Origin of the sequence: Nonomuraea sp. NPDC026600, assembly GCF_040638335.1 — a bacterium.
Classification (GTDB): Bacteria; Actinomycetota; Actinomycetes; order Streptosporangiales; family Streptosporangiaceae; genus Nonomuraea.
The window spans coordinates 127,769-145,066 of sequence record NZ_JBEZYD010000007.1 but is presented as its reverse complement, the minus strand read 5'-3'; the positions used below and the strand labels follow the sequence as shown (position 1 = coordinate 145,066).

General features: G+C 68.7%; 16 protein-coding genes and 1 pseudogene. 6 read left to right on the top strand and 11 right to left on the bottom strand.

The window, feature by feature from the left end; genetic code table 11:
- Positions 1-146 precede the first annotated feature (146 nt).
- Positions 147-1,190 (bottom strand): endonuclease/exonuclease/phosphatase family protein, encoded by a 1,044-nt coding sequence (locus AB0F17_RS18955; RefSeq protein WP_358024275.1) that lies wholly within the window; start codon positions 1,188-1,190, stop codon positions 147-149.
- A gap of 56 nt (positions 1,191-1,246) precedes the next feature.
- Positions 1,247-3,316 carry a serine protease gene (locus AB0F17_RS18950; protein ID WP_358024272.1) on the bottom strand — a complete coding sequence of 690 codons (2,070 nt, stop codon included), beginning with the start codon at positions 3,314-3,316 and terminating at the stop codon, positions 1,247-1,249.
- 349 nt (positions 3,317-3,665) lie between these two features.
- Between AB0F17_RS18950 and AB0F17_RS18945 the strand changes: the two genes are divergently transcribed.
- The 3 genes from AB0F17_RS18945 to AB0F17_RS18935 all read left to right on the top strand — a co-directional run bounded on the left by AB0F17_RS18945 (position 3,666) and on the right by AB0F17_RS18935 (position 7,382).
- Positions 3,666-3,791: a hypothetical protein gene (locus tag AB0F17_RS18945; protein WP_358024270.1), complete on the top strand. Its 126-nt coding sequence runs from the start codon at positions 3,666-3,668 to the stop codon at positions 3,789-3,791.
- Positions 3,792-3,867: 76 nt separating this feature from the next.
- Positions 3,868-5,136: a YcaO-like family protein gene (locus tag AB0F17_RS18940; protein ID WP_358024267.1), complete on the top strand. Its 1,269-nt coding sequence runs from the start codon at positions 3,868-3,870 to the stop codon at positions 5,134-5,136.
- 146 nt (positions 5,137-5,282) lie between these two features.
- The gene (locus tag AB0F17_RS18935) at positions 5,283-7,382 is read left to right on the top strand and encodes an NACHT domain-containing protein (RefSeq protein ID WP_358024264.1); all 2,100 of its coding nucleotides are present in this window, start codon (positions 5,283-5,285) and stop codon (positions 7,380-7,382) included.
- Positions 7,383-7,607: 225 nt separating this feature from the next.
- Here AB0F17_RS18935 and AB0F17_RS18930 read toward each other — a convergent pair whose 3' ends face one another.
- Together AB0F17_RS18930 and AB0F17_RS18925 are read right to left on the bottom strand one after the other, a co-directional pair.
- Positions 7,608-7,706, bottom strand: a complete 99-nt coding sequence (locus tag AB0F17_RS18930) for a hypothetical protein (RefSeq protein ID WP_358024956.1) — start codon at positions 7,704-7,706, stop codon at positions 7,608-7,610.
- A 589-nt stretch (positions 7,707-8,295) separates the two neighbouring features.
- Positions 8,296-9,150, bottom strand: a complete 855-nt coding sequence (locus AB0F17_RS18925; protein WP_358024261.1) for an AraC family transcriptional regulator — start codon at positions 9,148-9,150, stop codon at positions 8,296-8,298.
- A 127-nt stretch (positions 9,151-9,277) separates the two neighbouring features.
- Here AB0F17_RS18925 and AB0F17_RS18920 point away from each other — a divergent pair, with 127 nt between their 5' ends.
- Complete coding sequence (locus AB0F17_RS18920; RefSeq protein WP_358024259.1) at positions 9,278-10,300, top strand: DMT family transporter; 1,023 nt, start codon at positions 9,278-9,280, stop codon at positions 10,298-10,300.
- On the opposite strand, the gene AB0F17_RS18915 is transcribed toward AB0F17_RS18920, so the two are convergent.
- The 4 genes from AB0F17_RS18915 to AB0F17_RS18900 form a co-directional block, all read right to left on the bottom strand.
- Positions 10,272-11,228, bottom strand: a complete 957-nt coding sequence (locus AB0F17_RS18915; protein ID WP_358024256.1) for a TauD/TfdA family dioxygenase — start codon at positions 11,226-11,228, stop codon at positions 10,272-10,274. The genes AB0F17_RS18920 and AB0F17_RS18915 overlap by 29 nt on opposite strands.
- A gap of 61 nt (positions 11,229-11,289) precedes the next feature.
- Complete coding sequence (locus AB0F17_RS18910) at positions 11,290-11,370, bottom strand: putative leader peptide (protein ID WP_355451062.1); 81 nt, start codon at positions 11,368-11,370, stop codon at positions 11,290-11,292.
- 71 nt (positions 11,371-11,441) lie between these two features.
- Positions 11,442-11,630 carry a hypothetical protein gene (locus AB0F17_RS18905; protein WP_358024253.1) on the bottom strand — a complete coding sequence of 63 codons (189 nt, stop codon included), beginning with the start codon at positions 11,628-11,630 and terminating at the stop codon, positions 11,442-11,444.
- Between the two features lie 64 nt (positions 11,631-11,694).
- The gene (locus tag AB0F17_RS18900; protein WP_358024250.1) at positions 11,695-12,987 is read right to left on the bottom strand and encodes a transposase; all 1,293 of its coding nucleotides are present in this window, start codon (positions 12,985-12,987) and stop codon (positions 11,695-11,697) included.
- Between the two features lie 11 nt (positions 12,988-12,998).
- Between AB0F17_RS18900 and tnpA the strand changes: the two are divergent.
- Positions 12,999-13,256 (top strand): annotated as a pseudogene (gene tnpA / locus AB0F17_RS18895) (IS200/IS605 family transposase); the annotation flags it as partial.
- Positions 13,257-13,399: 143 nt separating this feature from the next.
- Positions 13,400-13,669, top strand: coding sequence for a hypothetical protein (locus tag AB0F17_RS18890; RefSeq protein WP_358024247.1), 270 nt, complete (start codon positions 13,400-13,402; stop codon positions 13,667-13,669).
- Here AB0F17_RS18890 and AB0F17_RS18885 read toward each other — a convergent pair.
- The 3 genes from AB0F17_RS18885 to AB0F17_RS18875 all read right to left on the bottom strand — a co-directional run bounded on the left by AB0F17_RS18885 (position 13,666) and on the right by AB0F17_RS18875 (position 17,287).
- The gene (locus AB0F17_RS18885; protein ID WP_358024245.1) at positions 13,666-14,568 is read right to left on the bottom strand and encodes an AEC family transporter; all 903 of its coding nucleotides are present in this window, start codon (positions 14,566-14,568) and stop codon (positions 13,666-13,668) included. The genes AB0F17_RS18890 and AB0F17_RS18885 overlap by 4 nt on opposite strands.
- Before the next feature lie 162 nt (positions 14,569-14,730).
- Complete coding sequence (locus tag AB0F17_RS18880; RefSeq protein ID WP_358024242.1) at positions 14,731-15,636, bottom strand: CHRD domain-containing protein; 906 nt, start codon at positions 15,634-15,636, stop codon at positions 14,731-14,733.
- 190 nt (positions 15,637-15,826) lie between these two features.
- Positions 15,827-17,287, bottom strand: a complete 1,461-nt coding sequence (locus AB0F17_RS18875) for a PLP-dependent aminotransferase family protein (protein WP_358024238.1) — start codon at positions 17,285-17,287, stop codon at positions 15,827-15,829.
- Between the last annotated feature and the right edge of the window lie 11 nt (positions 17,288-17,298).

The following is a 17,298-nucleotide window of genomic DNA, read 5'->3' as shown; positions in this document are numbered from 1 at the left end:
AATCTTCGGCAGCTCCACCTGCGGTTTCGCATGGCCGTCTCGTCAACGGGCCGGCCGGTGTCCGCTCGCTTGTGTCGCTGTCGTCCCGGAGGCTCCGTTGAGCTCCCAGAGGTGGACAGGGCAGGCGCCGTGGCGACGCCGTCGGTTCAGGAATGGGTGAGGGTGACGCTGGCCGGGCGGTGATCGGTTGCCCGCTGGTCCCGTGCGGATCCGTCGTCGGCGATCTGAGCGGCCCAGGCGTGATGTTCGACGAGGCCGGATCCTGGCACCTTGGTCAGTGGTGAGAGGCCGTTCGTCAGGGCGGGCGAGAGGAGGACGTGGTCCAGCAGCACGCGCCGATGCGCCTCATCGGTGACGAAATCGTCGAACTCGGCGCTGTAGCGCTGGTCCTCAGCGAGATCGGCCTGGGCATGGCCGAAGAGTCGCTCGGGCCGGTACGGCGAGCCGACGAGGATGTCGGTGACGTTGTGCGCGAGGTACAACTCCTCGAAGTAGTCCTGACCGGGACCGTCGTTCAGGTCTCCGAGCACGATGATCGCCGAGGCCGGATCGGCGTCCACGCGCTGCTCCGTGGCCCTGCGGATGCGCATCGCCTCGTTGGCGATCCGCCGCCGGTTCCGCAACGCGGCCCGGATGAACTCCGGGCGCCGCGCGGGGTCGTGCCACATCTCGCTGCCCTGGTTGATGAAGTTCGACTTCAGATGTACGACCACCACCTGCAACCTGATACCGGCGACATCGATGGTGCAGCACAGCGGGTTCCTGGTGAACGCGTACTCGTCGAGAACCGCGTCACCGTCGACGTCGGCCAGCCACGGCTCGATGAACGGCGCCACCTCGTCCGAAGGAGTGAGGGCGCCCGCGACACGGTCGGGTTTGAACAACAGGGCCAGCTTCTGGCTCCCACCGGAATCGCCCTGCACGAAGTCATACGTGGCGGTGCCGTCGGCGGTCAGATACTCCTCGATGAACAATGCCAGCTCTGCCGCGCGGCTCGGTGCCTCCACCAAAGCGACGATGTCCGCGTCGATGGCGGAGATCAGTCCGGCCAGGCGGCCGGCGGCCTCCGCTGTTACTCCTTGCTCTCCATCACGGGGGAACGTCGGCTTGAAGGCCGCCGTCTGAGCGTCGAGGGTGAACCAGTCGTTCATCCACTCGCCGTTGACCGTCGTGACCTTGAGTGTCGTCATGGCTGCGTCTCTCCTCTCATCGAACACATGGAGGCCCTTCGCGGCGCCGCCGGGTTTCATACCGGCGTCGGCGAGGGGAGCGAGGCTCCGATCGCCTGGGCGACCTCCGGGTGAGCGAGGTACTCCTCGATGTCGTGGGCATGGCCTGCGGGGTTGGCGACGGGGGTTTCGACCAGTTCCCCCTGCCAGTGGTCGCGCAGCGGGCAGCCGATGGAGACCGGATCGCTGGGGCACCAGGTGTTGAACCAGCGGGCCACCCGGTCTGGACGCTGGGGACCGCCGGTGAGCAGGCGCTGATAGACGCTGTCCAGCCCGAGCGGGCTGCCGGCGGTGACGAGTAGTTCGACTTCGACCCTCGGGTCGAGCCGGGTGAGCAGGTCCATGGCGACCACCGTGCCCAGGCTGTGGCTGACCAGGACCAGCCGGCCGGTTCGCGGCATCGTCTGGAGCACGCAGTTCAGAACGGTATCCCGGATCCGCTGGTCGTCGAGATAGGCGGCCACATCTGCGAAGATCGCGGCTATGAGCAGCCGATCCAGGTTGGTGGCGTCGGCCAGCCAGCTCAACCCCTGGTGTACGGCATCGCTCAGCCCTTCTTCCCTGGCCGGCTGTTTGGCGGGCCGGCCTGACCGGGCCGCCGCCTCGATGATCATCTGCTCGTACAGCCGCCGAGTGGTGCCGGATCCCGGTGCGGCCGCCTCGACGGGATCGCCGGCGACCTCCCATGGCGAGTGGGGGATGCCTTCGCGGGTCTGCATGGCCTGGACGAGCTGGAGCCCGTAGAAGGGGAACCAGACGTCGGCCGGTGCGATCGTGGGCAGACACGCGCGGGTGAGTCCGCCGTTCAACGCGGCGGTCCAGTACCGGCGCAGTTGCTCGGGGTCGTGTCCCTGCTGGCCGCGGCCGTGCAGGAAGACCAGGTGCCTGGACCCGCCGAACGCGGTCGGGCCGGCGGCCAGACCGATGCAGGCCGCGGCGGTTCGGACGTGCGTGGCATCCACTCGTACGTCTGTCTCGACGTACAGCCCGTCAACCGAAGGGGCGGGAGGCGGGACCAAGCCGGTGACGACCGGCCGAGGGGCGGTGCCGTCCTGGAGCCCCGACTCTGACCCCATCTCGGCCAGGAACGCCAGGCGGGCGTCGTCGAGCGGCAGCGTGGCCAGATGCTTGAGTATGACACTGATGCGCACGCCCTCGTTGGAGATCCAGTCAATGGCGTCGTCGCCGTCTCCCTCTTGCCAGATCTGCCCGTCGCGCCGCAGGACCCGTCCCTGGTCGTCGGTCCTGGGCACGCCACTGTGGTGGAGTGCCGTCACCTCCCATTGGTCGTTGAACACCGGGGAGCCGGAACTGCCGGGCTCGGTGTCGGTCTGGTACTGGATGAAGTCGTCCAACCGTGCCTCCAGCCGGTTTTCGCGGATGGAGATTTCCTTGAGCCGCCCGCTGGGATGGCCGATGATGTTCACCGGCTCTCCGATGACCAGCTTGCCCGTCTGAACACTGAGCCTGTTCCAGCCGAACGTCTCCCCTGAGGGCCGGCCATCGGCATCGGGGCTCACCAGGACCAGGGCGAAGTCGAGATCGTAGTCGGCGATGAAGAGGGTGTCCGGGGCGAGGGCGAACCGCTTGGACACCTCAGGGGCGTTGTCGATGGTGACCTGGGCGTCGAATTCCACGAAGGCCGACCGTGCCGCCGTGACATCGGGGAACACGTGGTGATTGGTCAGCAGCAGCCTCGGTGAGACCAGGAAGCCGGTGCCGAGCGGGATCTCGCGGCCGTTCTCGCTGACCGAGATCCGGGCGACGGTCCGTGCGGCCCGTACGCCACGGGGCAGAAAGCTCCAGGCCTGCAGGTCTTTGGCCACTCCGAGGATGCGCTCGTACATCCTTGGCCGGTCCAGGCTGTCGGCGCGGATGGCCTCCATCGCCGCCCCGACCGGGATCCCGTTGCGCTGGATGAGGCGGGCGGCGCGGGCCGCGAGCATCTCTGGCGAGTCGGGGAACGCCTCCCCCCGCTCCTGCCTCTGCCAGGCGTCATAACGGTCGGACCCGCTCCAGCGGTATCGCTCGGCGGCCGCCTTCGTCCGTGCCAGCTTATTTTCCTGGACTTTTGTTGATATATCCATAGCGACCCGCCACTCCAAGTTTCAACGATTCCACCAAAGCGGGCATATCACAATAAATATGCGCGTTGTGACGAGCTGGCGTCCAGGGAGCGATGGGCGAATTGACCGCCTGCTTAGGTCGCTTGAACCTGACATAGAGGCGGAAAGCCACATGTTGCCGTGGCTCGGCCTGAGAGGAGGCGTCACCACAAGTACGCCTTTGCTCCTGCGTGACCCGACGCGAAAGAGTCCGACGATGCTCCTCTTAAGCCCCTGTATGCGTAAATATGTTATTAAATGACTTATGTTAATTTTTATGGTATTTGTCGAGGTGAGGCGGTCATCAAGATGATGGCGAAGGGGGAGTCTCATGGGAAAAGTCGTGGATTATGTTCCGGTCGAGTCGCTGGACAAGTCGACGCAGCATCTGACCCAGGCCGAACTCGACCGACTGGAGGAACTGCCGTCCGCGATGTCCGGCGATGGCGAGCAGTAGGCCGTTTGGGATCCGGAATCTCGGCGGTCGCGGCGCGGAGACGGTGGGTCGGGCGTTCTGCGAGGTGGAGCGGGCGGTGCCGTTGGGCGAGGCCGGAAGGCGGGTGGAGGTGGCGCTGGCCGCGCTGGGCCTGCGGGCGGAGCTCGTGGACGCGGGAGGGGGCCGCGATCCGACCGCGTGGTGGTGCGGGCTGCTCGGTGGTGCGGGGGAGCTTTCCCCGGTCGCGTGCGGGATGGGGAAGGGGCGTCCAGAAGAGGCCCGCGTGGGCGCGCTGTTCGAGGCCGTCGAGCATTTCCTCACTGGCCCGGCGGGGTTCGACCCCGTCGGCGTGGAGCCCGCCGCGCCGGCCGAGATCGCCGCTGGACCGCTGCGCGGGGACGTCTGCGCACTGCTGCTGGCCCGGATGCCCGGCCGGCGCATGGCCTGCCTGCGCTATCGAGCCCTCGGCGGGGGAGGGGAGGCGCTGGTACCGCTGTTCCTCTTCGCCCCCTGGTACGTGGAGACCGGCGCCGCGCGACTGCGCCGGCTGGCCGGGGACGACTGCGACTACGCCGACCTGATGCGCTACAGCTGCAACAGCGGCTCGGCCGTCGGCGTCACCGCCGCCGAGGGACTGCTGCACGCCCTCAACGAGGCGATCGAGCGGGACGCCCTGTCCCTGCTCCTGGTGCGGGCCTTCCTGGGCGGGAGTGGTCTCCGGCTCCGGCTGATCGATCCGGAGACGCTGCTGAACGGGCTCGCGCGGGCGTACGCGACGGCGGGAGAGCTGATCGGATCACCGGTGCATCTGCTGGACATCACCAGTGACGTCGGAGTGCCGACCATGCTGGCGTACACGGCCCCCACCTCCCTCCATCCGCACCGGCGCGGTGCCGGGACCTCGCTGAGCCCGGCCTACGCCGCCTGGCGCGCCCTCACCGAGCTGATCCAGACCACCCTCGGCGAGAGGCTGTCGAGCGCCCCCACGCAGCGCGATCTGGCCGGGCTGGCGGGGCACCCGGCGCTGCACGCGTGCGGGCGGTTCGATCTCACCGGTCTCCTGCGCGAGGCGCGTGTGGTCCCCTTCCCGCAGGCCGCCGAAGTGACCGCGACTCCCGGCGGCCAGTTGCGGAAGGTGACCGCGATGCTGGCCGCGCGGAGCTACCCGGCCTACCACCGTACGGTGTGCGTTCTCCCTGGCGGGGTCACCGCTGTGCACGTGATCGTGCCGGCCCTGGAGCGGTTCATGCTGGTCACCAACGGCAACCTCGTCATCCCCGGCCGCAGGGGGCAGGCCGCCGCGACCGGCCGGGCGGACGTCTTTCTCGCGCCTGGGGAAGTTTCCGAATCGATGCCGATCGATTGACGGTGTCATCAACGAGGCGGCCGGTTTTTCCGTTTTATCGACCCTGTGTATGAAGTTTTCGGGCCTATCTTCATACGAAATATGCGCACAATGGATTTATGTCTGCACAATACTCGCGACGGAATCGCAAAGCCAAGGCGTCGGTGGTGCTGGGTGTTTTGTTGCTCGTCCTGGCCACCGTGATCCTGACCGTGGTCGGTCGATTGCCGAAGGAGTGGGGGATACCAACCGGAATCGCGCAGATCGTGGCGGCGGTGACGGCTGTCATAGGGCTGGGTAACGGCCTGGTGCAGTTCCTGTCTTGGTGGCGCAAGCGCGGTATGCCCGCGCCCGCGCCGACGTCCGCCGATATCGGCACCGCGAAGGACATCCTTGCCGGCCTGGTGGCTCAGCAGTGGCGCGACGAGACGGTTCTGCGCTCTCTGGGAGATCCCGAGCCGATGCCGCTGGCATGGCGCTCGACCGAACGCCGAGAGCTGGCCGACCATCCCGAGATCATCGCCAAGGGCGCCGTGGCCTTCCCCGGCCTGGACGTGCACATGGCGGACATGGCGCGCAACTTCCGTGCGTTGCGCTGCCGCCGGTTGATCATTCTGGGCGGTGCCGGCACCGGGAAGACGACCCTGGCCGTGCAGCTGGTGCTCGAACTACTGCGCACGCGGCAGCCAGAGGAGCCCGTCCCGGTGCTGCTGTCGGCTGTGCGCTGGAACGACCGCGTACATCCGCGGCTGCAGGATTGGCTGGCCGCGAGCCTGGCGGCGGACTATCCCGCGCTCCGCGCGGAGGGCCTCGGCACGGACATCCCGGAGACGCTTGTGGCCCGCGGTGAGGTGCTGCCCGTCATCGACGGGCTGGACGAGTTGCCGGAGGCCGCCCGCGCGGACATGCTGACCGCGCTGAACCGCTCGATGTACGAGACCGACCAGCTCATCCTCACCTGCCGTACGGAGCAGTTCGCCGAGTCCGTCGAGGAGATCGGCGACGCCCTCACGGCGGCGGCGGTCATCGAGCCGCAGCCCATGTCCCCCGCCGCGGCGGCCGGCTACCTGGAGGCGTGCCTGCCCCCCGTACCCCACTCCGTCTGGCCCCAGGTCCTGGAGGAATTGCGCAAGGGCACCGTCCCCGCCCTGTCCGAGGTCACCTCGACGTCTCTGGGGCTCTGGTTGGTCCGTGCCACCTACATCGCACCCCGGGTGAATCCGACGCCGCTGCTGGAGCTCGGGCGCGGCAGCCCGGCCGAATTGCACGACCATCTGTGCGATCAGCTCATTCCCGCCCTGGTGAGCACGCGCACGCCTGCCGACGGCCCGCCGCAGCCTTTCCGGCCGCAACACGCGTGGGCCCCCGAGCAGGTCGACCGCTGGCTCACGTACCTGTCCCGCCAGCTCGCGCGCAACGAAGAGGACATGTGCGACGTGGCGTGGTGGCATCTGGCCCGCCACACGTCCAGCCGCACGGTCCGGATCGGGGCCGCCATCGCGATCGGGGCCGTGGTCTGGCTGGCCTTCGGGCTGCTGACAGGGGAGCCCTTCTTGGGCGCGATGATCGGGCTGTTCTCCGCTCTCGTGACCGAGATCTTGATCGGTTCCTGGTTCACCGAGTCGCCGGGCCACGCCGACTTCCACCGCCGCGGCAGGCTCGCCGAGCTCCTCCCCGCCCTCCAGGACGGGCTGATCGTCGGAGCTCTGGGGGCCATCATCGGCTGGCTCATGCCCTACGCGAGTGGGACGCCGAAATTCGCCCTGAGATCCTCGGTGCAGATCGGACTGCTGTCCTTCGTCGGGTTCGTCGCCCTGCTCGGCTTGATCCGCTGGGTCGAGAGCCCCTCCGCCGACCTGACGGCGAGATCCCCGCGCTCGACCTGGCAGGCCGACAGGAACCTGACCGCCGTCCGGATCCTCGGCGGGCTCGTGGTCGGGCTCGCGACCGTGGGTGTCCTGCTGTACTCACGGCTCCCCCCGACCATGGCGACCGTGGTCGGCCTGGTGCTGGGACTGCTGTTCGGGCTCATCCTGGGCCGCCACCACGCCTGGCTGGCCTACAAGCTGACGATCCCCCGCCTGGCCACCAAGGGGCGGCTGCCTCTGCGGGCGATGGACTTCCTGGACGACGCCCACCGCCTGGGCCTGCTGCGTACGGAAGGGCCGTACTACCAGTTCCGGCACATCGAGCTGCAGCAGCATCTCGCGCGCAGGCAGCATGCGGCGCACGGGGAGGAGTCGCGGCGGCCGTCACCGCTGGCGTGACCTGCCGTGCTGACGTGGTCACCTTGCCGGTTGTCGTCCACGTGGTCCACAACCCGATGGCGCCAGAGCCGAACATCGGCGACGAGCAGATCCACAGCAGACCGACGGCGTAGTCATCCTCCACTCCGCCTTCGGAACCACGGGTACGGCGGCGCCTCCTTTCGATGGCGGGCGGGCCGGTGACCATGCCGAGCGCCGAGCGGACGTCGTTCAGGATCTCCCTGGTCAACCGCTCGGTGTCGTGAAGCAGGCGCTGCCCGCCTGGTTCGGTGTGTCGGCCACCTTGTCGTCGGTCGTACACCCGCCGTCATCGTCGCCCCAGATGTGGTACAGATCCAGCCAGTGGCCAACCTCGTGCGTCGCGGTACGGATCAAGCTGATGACCGGTCACGACGAGCACCCGACGGAGGCCGACGAGTGAGCTGTACACCGCTGGACATCATCGGTTCCTGGCTCCACTCCCACGAGGAGGACACCGAGACCACAGCGGTGTACCGGCCCAATGATTACTCGTTCCCTCCCTCGCGGCGAGGGCGGCGAGGGCTGGAGTTCCGGGCAGACGGGACATTCGTCGAGCTTCGTCCCGGCCCGGACGATCGTCCACGGCCGATGACCGGTCGCTGGCGATCTGAGGGGGATGGCCGCATCCGGATCACCTTTCCCCATGGGCACGGTACGCCGTTCGAGCTCACCGCCGTCTCCTGTACGGACAGCGTGCTCACCATCGCCGAACGCCCTGTCACGGGGGAAGCTCCATGAAGCCGGGCACGGCATGCGCCGAACAGGAGTGACCGGCTCCATGCCGAGAACGCGGCTGTAGAAGCCGACCGTTCGCCTGGAACGTGAGGTGCTCGGTCACCTGGTTGTTGCCCGGAACCATGCGGCGGCGTGACCCGAAGGGTGGTGCCGTCGGCTACTCCTGGCCGGTCGACAGGCGGTATCGCGTGGGTGTGACGCCGTACGAGCGGGTGAACCAGCGGGTGAGATGGGCCTGGTCGGTGAATCCGGTCTCGCCGGCGACGCGGGCCGCGGGATGCCCCTGGCCGAGAAGGCGGCGGGCGGCGCGCAGTCGCAGTTGGCGCTGGTACTCGCTCGGCGTCAGCCCGTAGGCGGCGCGGAAGGCCCGGTAGACCGCGTACCGGCTGGCATCGGTCCAGGCGGCGAGGTCGTCGGCGCGGATCGGCTCGGCGTAGCGGTCGTGGATGAGCTCGCGCGCCTTCGCCGCCAGCCGCGCGATGGCGGGCGTGTGGAGCGCGGCGGGCCGTGGGGGCGGTGTACGGGCCGCCACGTGGACGAACGCGGTGATCGCGGAGGAGAGGAGTTCGTCGCGCTCAAGCGGGGTGGCGCCCCGCAGCAGGGCGGAGTGCAGCTCGCGGAGCCGCGCCGCCAGGACCGGCGCGTCCAAGACCGGGGCTGCGAACAGCGGCAGCCCGGCCGGACGCCCGGTCACGTCCGCGAGCACGTCGGCGATCAGTTCCTGACCGATATGCACGATCCGGTACATGAAGCCCAGCTCGTGGGCCGCGTGCCCGTCGTGGACCTCGTCGGGGTTGAAGACCATCACCATCCCGGCCGAGCTCGTGTGCCCGGCGCCGCGGCAGGTGAAGGTCTGCGCGCCGTGCTCGGTGACGCCGAAGGAGTAGGTCTCGTGGCTGTGCCGGTGGTAGCGGTGGCGCAGGAAATGCGCGGACATGGCCTCCAGCGGCTTCTCGGGCGAACGCCAATAACGGGTCCATTCGCGGTCCGCGCCGCCGCCTTCGCCGCTCAACCCGTCGTCACCTCCTTCCGGCCCGGCTCCTCACTGAGTGCACAAGCGTACAAGACCGGCATACCGGCTTCGGCCCAGGCTGGTCACTGCCGCCGAGGGCGGTGGCATGTGTAGTGGAGGTGACCTCATGGTGAGCACAGCGACGAGCGACCCCGTACGGACCAGGCCGTACCTGCTGCTGGGCACGACGATGCTGCTGTGGGGGAGCGGCTTCGGCAGCTCCAAGGTGATCGTCGATTACCTGCCGCACCCCGTGGTGGCGGCGCTGCGGTTCGGCGGCGGGGCCGTGGCGCTGTTGATCGCCCTGCGACTTTTCCGGCGGAGCGACGCCCGGCGGGCGTCCTGGCGGGACCGGGCGCGGGCGGCCGGCGCGGGCGTGCTCGGTGTCTTCGTGTACAACGTGCTGTTCTTCTGGGGGTTGTCGCTCGCCCCGGCGATCGACGGGAGCACCATCGTGCCGGTCATGAGCCCTGTGCTGACGACGTCCTTCCTGTTGCTGGCGGGGAAGGAGAAGGCGTCCCCAGCGCGCGTGGCGGGTCTGGCCGTCGGCGCGGCCGGTGCGCTGATCTTCTTCGCGGGTTCGGGCGGGGTGGCGGGCGGTGGACAGGGCCGGCTCGCCGGGGACCTGCTCTTCCTGCTCAGCGCCTGCTGCTGGGCGGCGTTCACGTTGGCGGGGCGCCGCGTGCTCGCCGGGATCGAACCGCTGGAGGCGACGACGTACGCGACGCTGAGCGGGGCGGCGTTGCTGGCGGTGTACAGCGTGCCGTCGGCCGTCGAGGTCGCCTGGCAGAACGTGCCCGTCCACGTCTGGCTGAACGTCGTTTTTGTCGCGCTCGGCCCGACCGCGGTGGCCAATCTGCTCTATTACCGGGGCATCCACGCCGTCGGCCCCGCCTCCGCGTCGATCATGATGTTCCTCGTGCCCGTGGTCGGGACCACCTGCTCGGCGGCGTTCCTGGGGGAGTCGTTCGGCACGGTGCAGGCAGTGGGGGCGGCGGTGCTCCTCGTCGGCGCCGTCCTCGCCGTCACTCAGGGTCGGCTCCCGTGGGCCGGTCGACGGGACGGGCAAGGGAGCGCGTGCGGGCGTGCATCCCCGATCACGTCCGCACGCGCTCGGGCCGTCAGGCGACGACGAGGGACTCGGCCCTGAACTCGCGACCGGCGACGATCTCGGACACGAAGCCGTCGGGACCCACGGGCCGGTCACCGATCAGGGTGACCCGGTGCAGGGTGCGCTGGACGTCCAGGTGGTCGAGGTCGGACGGAGCGAGGTGGGCGGTGGCCCGGTTGTCCCAGAAGGCCAGGCTGCCCGGCTGCCAGCGGAACCGGACGGTGTACTCGGGACGGGTGATCTGCTCGTACAGCAGTTCCAGCACCCGGCGGCTCTCCACGGCGGAGAGGCCGACGATGTTATCGGTGAAGCCGGGGTTGACGAACAGCGCCCGTTCGCCGGTCTCGGGATGCACCCGCACCACGGGATGCACGGAGACCAGCAGGTTGTCGTTGATCCGCTTGACGAGCTTGCCGTCGTTCTCGGCCGGCCGGTATCCGGCGAGGAAGCGGTGCTCGGCGCGCAGGCCGTCCACGAACGCCCGCAGCGGCGTGGACAGGCCCTCGTACGCGGCGACCAGGTTGGTCCATTGGGTGTCGCCGCCGAACTCCGGCACGGTTTCGGCCCGCAGGATCGAGGCGGCCGGCGGGTTGACGGCGGCGGTGACGTCGGTGTGCCAGCCGGAGTTGTAGGAGTAGCGCCGCTTGCGGTTCAGCTCGCGGTAGTCGGGGCCGTACCGCTCCTCGTAGCGGCGCGGGTCGATGGTGAGGATCTGCGGGTGATCCTCCGGCGGCGTGTCCTCGTGCGGGTGGGCGTGGGTCAGCTCGCCGAACTGGCGGGCGAAGGCGATCTGGTCGCCATGGTCGAGGGTCTGGCCACGGAAGAAGACCACCTTGTGGGCGAGCAGGGCCTGGCGGATCTCCTCGACGGTGGAGGGGTCCAGAGGGTGGGCGAGGTCGATGCCGGTGATCTCGGCACCGATGTGCCCGGCCACGCGATTGACGGTCAGAATGCTGGTCGTGGGCATGCTGAAGCGCTCCTGAGATTGTGGAGTGTGAAAAGGGGAGACGGGAAGCGGGACCCGGAGGTCACCGCATGGCACAGAGTGCGCTCGCCTGCCGTCTGAGATCGACGTGGAGGCGGGCCACCAGAAGCTCGCTGCTCTTCACAGTCCAAATCCTGCGCTACATTCCCCACAAAATCAATAGGGAATTGGGGTATTCTTTGGCGTGGGCCTCAGTCAAAGCCGGCCGCTCTCGATGGCCTCCTTCAGCGCCGCCTGGGTCTGCTGGTGGGAGGAGACGCCGTTCGTCACGGTGAAGTCGATGAGCAGGACGTTCGCCTCGAACGTGAGGTGCTCGGTCACCCGGGTGTGGCCGCCGCCCAGATCGGTGAAGACGATCGCCTGGTGGGTGACGGCGTTCGGCATGGTTGGTTGGTTGGTCCAGGTGTCGGTCTCTTGACATGCTCCTTCCCGTGAACGGGGAGGATTCTCATGGCCGCTGCGCGGCCACCCCTTGCGGGGTGGGCGTGGTCCCGCTATGAGTGGCTTGACGCTTCACAGGCCCCAGTACTGCAGGGCCTCCACGTCCGTTTACCGCCTGTCCGGCGGCTGAGTTGTACCGGTACGCCTGGGTGCGGGCGGCATTGGTGTCGGCGTTGCCGATCCACCCGCAAGCTGGGTTTTTGCACACGAACCTGGCCTGGGATTGCCGTGATCCCTGGGTGATCGTGTGGCACTGGTGGCATTCCCGGCTGGTGTTCGCTGCCGGGATGTGGGCGACTTGTCCGCCCTTGTCGAGGGCTTTGTAGGCGAGGAACTCGGCGGTGCGCGACCATGCCTCTCCGGCGATGGCCCGGTTCAGGCCGCGTTTTTGGGCGACGTTCGTCCCCGGTTCCTGCATGGTGCCCGAGGCGGAGGCCATCATGTTCTTGACCTTGAGGTCTTCGAGCACGATCACGCTGTAGTGGTCGGTGAGTTTCGCGGTGGTCTGGTGCTGCCAGTCGATCACCCGGCGCTTGGCTCTCGCGCGCAGGCTGGCGATCTGATCGTAGGTTCTCTTCAACCGGTTCGAGGTCGGCCGGCCCGGCTTGGCGGCCCGTTTCTGGCGGGCGGCCTTGCGTTCCAGCCGGAGCAGACGCTCGGCCTCCTTGTGCGAGAGCCACTGCTCGCGGTGACGGATCTTCTCCCCTGAAGCCAGGGCCAAGGCGACGGTGATGCCCCGGTCGATCGCGGTTACCGGACCCTCATGCGGGGCGGGGGGTATCTCCATCGTTTGGGTGCGGAAGATGATGTGCCACCCGTCGGTCTCCTTGACCAGCCGGGCACCGGTGATCTTCCCGTCGGGGGAGGATCTGGTGACGCCGGGCAGGTCCTTGGTCCACCGGAACCGGACTCGGCCCAGCTTGGGGATGTTGATCTCGCCCCACCGCCGGTTGATGCGGGTGATGTGCAGATCCCGTCCCTGCGGAACGTCCACGGCCATCCGGGACCGAAAACGACCTTTGAACTTCGGCCGCTCAGCGGGATGGTCGGGGTTGAAGAAGTTCGCCCACGCCTGCCGATAGGTCTTGAGCACAGCTTGGCAAGCTTGCGCGGGCAGGTCCTTCAACCAGTCGATGTCCCTGCGCGCCTGCCGGATCGCCTCATCGCACTCCTTCGGCGTGGCGAGGCGGCCCTGTCGGAAGGTGGAGTACTCGTGCAGCAGGTTCCACAACGCCCGCGCGTGGTGCGCCTGGCCATCCAGGATGGCCGACTGGCGACCGTCCAGGTCCAGGCGCGCCACATGCCTGCGAACTCGCCGAGTTCAACGGCGAGGACGACCACGTGCACCTCCTCGTCCACTATCCGCCCAAGGTCGCCCTGAGCGCCCTCGTCAACAGCCTCAAAGGGGTGTCGGCCCGCTACCTGCGCCAGGAATACGCCGCCCACGTCCACGCATACCTGTGGGACGGACACTTCTGGTCCCGCTCCTACTACGCGGGCTCGACCGGCCCCGCGAACCTGACCACCGTCCGCAACTACATCCAGTCCCAGGACCGACCCCACAAATGACACAAGACCAGGCACGTGGTTGCACTCGGCCCAAACAATGCAGGCCAGGGCACGCTCGCCCAAGGGGCCTTCCCGCGCGGGCCTTCACCTCCCACCCAAAAGTGGGAGCACTGGCCCGCATCGCAGTAGAAGTGGTCCGCCGCGTGGACGCGCTGCTGGGCGTGCGTGTTGAAAGTGACAGGCACCCCGTCGGCGACCGGGACGTCCTCGACGGCCGTGAAGTTGATGTAGCGCAGGCCGTTCTAGACGTAGTCGGCGTGGGTGGCGACGCGCTTCAGGAACGGGTGTGGGCCGATGTGGTGGTTGATGTCGGAGTACGCCGCGAAGACGTGGTCGATGGGGGCGTCGATGTCGATCGACAGGTCGCGGGTGGCCGCGGTCCGGCCGTCCGCGGGGAGGGGGCCACCGGCTAGCGATCGCCCGGAGCGAGGGGGCCCGAGAACCCGCTCAGCAGGGCGATCACCGAGAGGGTGACCAGCGACAGGACGCTGGAGACCAGGATGGTGTCGCGGGGCAGCTCGGTGGGCCGCCCGTATTCGGCGGCGTAGACGTAGGTGTTCTGCGCGGTGGGCAGTCCGGCGAACAGGACGGCCGCGAACAGCGCGTGGCCCTCGAGGTGCAGCAGGAAGCGCCCGGCCAGGAAGGCGATCAGCGGCTGGACCAGCAGCTTGAGCGTCACCACCGGAGCGACTCGGCGCCAGGCGACGGCCGAGCCGTTCAGCGACATGCCCAGCGCGAACAGCGCCAAGGGCACCGCCGCGCCGCCGAGCAGGTCCAGCGGTCTCATCACGGGTTCGGGCAGGTGCCAGCCGAGGGCGGACATGCCCAGGCCGAGTACCGAGGCCACCACGATCGGCATCCGCAGCGGGGCCAGCAGGGATGAGCGTTCGACGCCCAGGCCCAGGAAGATCAGTGGAGACATCACCAGCACCTGGAAGATCAGGACCGAGACCACGAAGGTCGCGTCGTGCAGGACGTACAGGCCGATGGGGATGCCGAGGTTGCCCGCGTTGACGTAGGCCGACGACATCGCGCCGATCACCCGGTCGGGCAGCTTGCCGCGGAGTGTCACCAGCGCGAGCACGCCGACGAGGACGGTGCTGATCGCGAAGGCGAGCAGCGGTCGCGGCTGGATCTGGCTCAGCGGCGTCCGGCTGAGCGTGGTGAACAGCACGGCGGGCATGGCGATGGTGAACGTGAATCCCGTGAGCGCCTGCTGGAACTGCCCGCTCGCCACCCGGAACCGCCCGGTCAGCCAGCCGAGGGCGCCGATGATCCAGATGGGGGTGAACGCCGTCACAACCGTAAGCATTCGACACACCGTATCCATCGCCCGGAACGTGCGCCGAGGGCGGGTCGCCCCTGGAGAGTGCTGGTCGGCGCGCTGACGGTCCGCGGGGTTGGCTGAAACGCGCATCGCGGGCCGGCCATGATCGGCCGGCCCGCGCGATGTACGGGTCAGGGGGATGTGGCCCTACCAGCCGCCACCGTGGAGCTGGCCGCGTACCGCGCCGCCGGGGAACTCGCCGGTGTGCAGGTTGACGTACCAGTTCTTCGGGTTGTGCTTGATCCCGCCGGCGACCTTGGCGGAGGTGCTCGCCGAGCCCGCGATGCCGTTGATCCCGGCGGGCAGGCCGTTGGCGGCACTGAAGAAGTCCACGACCACGGGGCCGTTCTTGCCCTTCTTGCCGCGGTGGATGTGCCCGTTCGTCGGCGCGGCGATCTTCTTCCACGCGGTGGCGAAGTGCACCTGGGTGCCCTTCACCCAGACGAGCCACGCGGCCCGCCCGTCCTTGTCGCCGACCTTCGTACCGGGCGCCGGAACCTCCTGGCGGCCGTCGGCCGATGCGGTGAGCGTGGAGTGCGAGCCGTTCGCCAGCACCGACTCGAGCGCCACCGGGCGGATCCGGTAAAGCTGCGCGCGCACCGCGCCGCCGCCGAACTCGCTGGTGTGCAGGTTGGCGTACCACTTCTTGGGGTTGCTCGTGATCCGGTTGAGCAGGCCGGAGTCGCTGACCTTGACGGTCCCCTTCACGGCGCTGAGGCTGCCGGGCAGCGCCTCGCCGAAGAATGGGATCTTGACGTCGCCGTTCTTGCCCGCTTTGCCCTGGTGAATGTGGAACGCGGTCGGGGTGGCGACGTTCTGCCAGCGGATGGCGTAATCGACCTGGTTGCCGTGGATATGGAATACGGCGATCGCGCTGCCGTTCTTGTCGCCGACTTTCTGACCCGCCGCGGGCACCTCGTTCTTACCCAGCAGCGAGGCGGCCAGGTAGACATCGGAGCTCGTGCTCGCCTGCGCGGCGGTGGGCGCCAGGGCGCCGGCGACCAGGGCGGTACCGAGGACCAAGCCGGGGACGGTGAGGGTGCGCTTCGTCATGGTGACCCTTTCAGATGCCTCGAGGGTGAGGCTCTTAGCTGTTGACGCACGGTTGTACGGGGTGCGGCAGTGGCTGGGTTCAACGAAGGAATGTGGAGAAATACGCATAAGAAAGACCGGTGAAAGGTCTTGATTTACTTCGTAAAGGCATGTGCCGATTATGGCGATCTTGTCAAGCAAAGATCCGATCTCAGATTGGACCGGCTAGAAGTCGCTTCGTCAATGGTCGTGCGGGGATCGAGGTCCTTGCTCGCGTTTGGCGTACTGCCGCCGCCAGAGCTGCGACCCCTTCGGTGATCTGGTTGTCGTTCAGGCTGGTGTAGCCCAGGATGAGGCCTTGCCGGCCCGGTGTGGTCAGCCGATAGGGGGCGATGCCGGCGACGCGGACGCCATGGGCGGCGGCCGCCGTCACCACGTCGTCCTCCTGGAGGTCGTCCGGGAGCCAGACGACGACGTGCAGGCCCGCCGCGATCCCGGTGGGTTCGAAGTCGGGCAGCTGCTGGGTCAGCCGGGCGAGGAGGAGGTCGCGGCGGTGCCGGTAGAGGGGACGCATGCGGCGCAGATGCCGGTCGAACTCGCCCCGCAGGAGGAAGTCGGCGAAGGCGAGCTGCTCGATGGCCGGCGAGCCGCGGTCGGCCAGGAGCTTGGCCTCGGCGACGGCGTCGGCCAGGTGCGGGGGTAACACGAGCCAGCCGAGGCGGAGCCCTGGGGCGAGGGTCTTGCTGGCCGAGCCGGCGTACATGACCACGTCCGGGGCGAGGCCCTGCATGGCGCCGATGGGGGCCCGGTCGTAGCGGTACTCGGCGTCGTAGTCGTCCTCCAGGATGAGGGCGCCACGGGCGCGGGCCCACTGGACCGCCCGCATGCGGGTACGGGCGGGCAGGACGCCGCCGAGCGGCCACTGGTGCGACGGGGTGAGGACGACCAGGTCGGCGTCGCCGCGTTCCAAGGCGTCCAGGTCGATGCCGTGCTCGGCGACCGGCAGGCCGAAAAGGTCGAGCTTGTGCGTGCGCGCGTGGTGCCGGATGTCGTCGTGGGCGGAGGGGTCCTCCACGGCGACCCGGCGCGCCCCGCGCCGGGCCAGCACGCCGGTGACCAGCATGGCTGCCTGCGCGAAACCGCTGGTGATGAGCACGTGTGCGGGGTCGGCGCAGGTGCCGCGGGAGCGGTTGAGGTAGTCGGCCAGGGCGGTGCGCAGTTCGGGCAGGCCATATCCGTCGGTGTAGTTGAGCCGGTCGTGTGGGGCGTCGGTGAGGACCCGCCGCAGCGAGCGGAGCCAGGCGGCACGGGGGAAGCTCGCCGGGTCCGCGCGGCCGTACCCGAAGTCGATGAGTGGGCCGGACGCCGGCGGCGGGTCGGGGGCGGGGGCGGTTTGCCCGGGTACGGCGGCCACGCGGGTGTAGGAGCCGGGCGTACTGGTGAGGTAGCCCTCGGCGGCGAGCTGGTCATAGGCCCCGACCACGACACCCCGCGAGACCCCGAGCTCGGCGGCCAGGCGGCGGGAGGACGGCAGAGAGGCCCCGTGGCGCAGACGGCCCGCGCGGATGGCGTCGCGCAGAGCCGCCTCGATCTGGTGGTGCAGCGGGGTGGTGCCGGTCCGGTCGAGGTCCACCAGCAGGTCGTGTACCAGGCTCGAGTTCACCGTACTCACCGTCGCAGGGT

Bases quoted from the DNA above. Each gene is read 5' to 3' on its own strand.
- AB0F17_RS18955 (WP_358024275.1), bottom strand. From the start codon at position 1,190: ATGACGACACTCAAGGTCACGACGGTCAACGGCGAGTGGATGAACGAC.
- AB0F17_RS18950 (WP_358024272.1), bottom strand. From the start codon at position 3,316: ATGGATATATCAACAAAAGTCCAGGAAAATAAGCTGGCACGGACGAAG.
- AB0F17_RS18945 (WP_358024270.1), top strand. From the start codon at position 3,666: ATGGGAAAAGTCGTGGATTATGTTCCGGTCGAGTCGCTGGACAAGTCG.
- AB0F17_RS18920 (WP_358024259.1), top strand. From the start codon at position 9,278: ATGGTGAGCACAGCGACGAGCGACCCCGTACGGACCAGGCCGTACCTG.
- AB0F17_RS18915 (WP_358024256.1), bottom strand. From the start codon at position 11,228: ATGCCCACGACCAGCATTCTGACCGTCAATCGCGTGGCCGGGCACATC.
- AB0F17_RS18905 (WP_358024253.1), bottom strand. From the start codon at position 11,630: ATGCCGAACGCCGTCACCCACCAGGCGATCGTCTTCACCGATCTGGGC.
- AB0F17_RS18885 (WP_358024245.1), bottom strand. From the start codon at position 14,568: ATGCTTACGGTTGTGACGGCGTTCACCCCCATCTGGATCATCGGCGCC.
- AB0F17_RS18880 (WP_358024242.1), bottom strand. From the start codon at position 15,636: ATGACGAAGCGCACCCTCACCGTCCCCGGCTTGGTCCTCGGTACCGCC.